The organism is Campylobacter concisus, from assembly GCF_002912895.1.
In the GTDB taxonomy this organism is placed as follows: Bacteria; Campylobacterota; Campylobacteria; order Campylobacterales; family Campylobacteraceae; genus Campylobacter_A; species Campylobacter_A concisus_G.
In genome coordinates this window covers 1-1,711 of sequence record NZ_POZX01000008.1, presented here as the reverse complement: position 1 = coordinate 1,711, position 1,711 = coordinate 1, and the positions used below count along the sequence as shown (strand labels likewise).

3 protein-coding genes are annotated in these 1,711 nt (G+C 33.3%); all 3 read right to left on the bottom strand.

Features of this window, described 5'->3' with window-relative positions; genetic code table 11:
• The coding region (locus CYP51_RS00520; protein ID WP_180997717.1) for a hypothetical protein at nt 1-956 on the bottom strand (956 nt) is incomplete at its 3' end.
• A 225-nt stretch (nt 957-1,181) separates the two neighbouring features.
• A complete protein-coding gene (locus CYP51_RS00515) occupies nt 1,182-1,487 on the bottom strand; it encodes a hypothetical protein (RefSeq protein ID WP_103623962.1) in 306 nt (101 codons plus the stop codon).
• Between the two features lie 37 nt (nt 1,488-1,524).
• Nucleotides 1,525-1,711, bottom strand: a 187-nt coding sequence (locus CYP51_RS00510; RefSeq protein ID WP_103623961.1) for a phosphonate transporter, incomplete at its 5' end; no start/stop codon positions are given.

The following is a 1,711-nucleotide window of genomic DNA, read 5'->3' as shown; positions in this document are numbered from 1 at the left end:
TCCTTAGAGCCACTCGCAAACAAACCTCTAAAAAAATTAGATAAAGAATTAAGACCATTTTTTATAGCATTAATAGGCAAGGGGATCATAAATCCGCCCATAAGAAAAAGATCACTTTCGAGCTGTTGTTCGGCTTCAAGTTTATGAAGGGTAGAAGTTGTATAACAACCTTCAGGGAAACTCATACAAGCAGTTAATTCAAGACCATAAAGATCAGCACAATCATGATAAACCATGCCAAATGATTTACACTTATCCCTATCAATGTTAGGATCAGGAAGACACTCTTCAACAGTTGTATCTCTTAAAAGAAGCTCTACCTTTCTTTCATTGTAGATCATAGGAGAAGGACACCAATCAGGACGTTTAAGTTTAGGCTCACATTTACCAGTTTCTTTATTGAAAATTTGATCAGCAGGGCAAGGATCAACACAAGCATTTTTTTCAACGTCCCAAGTCTGGCCAACTGGACAAGAATCAACGCACTGCATAGTATCAGTGTTAAATTCTTGATCTAGCTTACATCTTGCAACATCATGTGAAACAAAAACAGTAAAATCATAATAATCAAAAACTGGATCTTTAGGATTATCAGAAGGAACAAAATAATCAAAAATACCACCACCACGACGTTGGCCAAAGCGGCCAGTCCTACGCTCGCCACCTATATAAACCCGACCATAGCTAAACCCACCATAAAAACCAGGAGTTTTTGAGCCTAAGAAATAATAAGCTTCTTGAGTAATTGTAAAAGAATAGATATAGTAATAGCCAGTTTCTGGCGATCTAATGCCATAATAATTATTACCTTTTAAAAATTTGCCATCGATAGGCTTAAAACTGCTATCAAAGTCTTTATCACGAATAACCGAACATAAGCCACCATCACAAGCTCCAGAAAAAGCAAAAGAACATAAAAGAGATAAGAAAATGAAAGATCTAACTAGAAATTTCATATAAAATCCTTAAATAAATTTTTATTCATATAAATTACTGACGCCCTTCGGTTGTCGCTTCATTTTTTCAGGAAAAAATGAAGTTTAAAATTTAGTATCGAGCGCCTTTAAAATTTAAAACCTATTTGACAAAAGAAAGAGCTATAACGTAAATAAAAATAGGAACGAAAAAGAGAGAAAAAACGTTTATAAAATAGTTAAATACATCGTTGTTAAATACTTCAATCATCGTGTAGCTCCGACTATGATTAAGCCAATAAGGAAAGAAAATGCTATAAGTATCGCAGAAAGACCCATTAAAAAATTAAATTGATGTTCGTATATACCTAAGTTTGAAATTAAATCATTTTTTTGTATGTAGCAAATATTAGTTTCAGTATTAAAAATATAATTAGTTTGAAAATTAGAAATAGAATCATAAGAAATAGAAACGCTACTATCAAAATTTTCAAGAAATATTGTTTTATCTTTTATATAAAAATCTTTAACGCAGATATTTAAACTAGGGATATATATAGCATTTTCTTTCATTATTATGCACCTTTAAAGGGGCAAGAAGCCCCTAAAATTACTTGATGAAAGACTTAACTCTGCCAGCAATCATAAAGACGAAAGTAACAGCGATGACGCCAGCAAATACGTAGTCAAATAAAGCATAGTCAGCTTTTAACGGCGTAGTTGGTACTACTGGAGCATCTCCAGCGAAAAGAGCAGGAGCTGAAAGCAATGCAGAGCTAACAGCAGCAACTTTAACC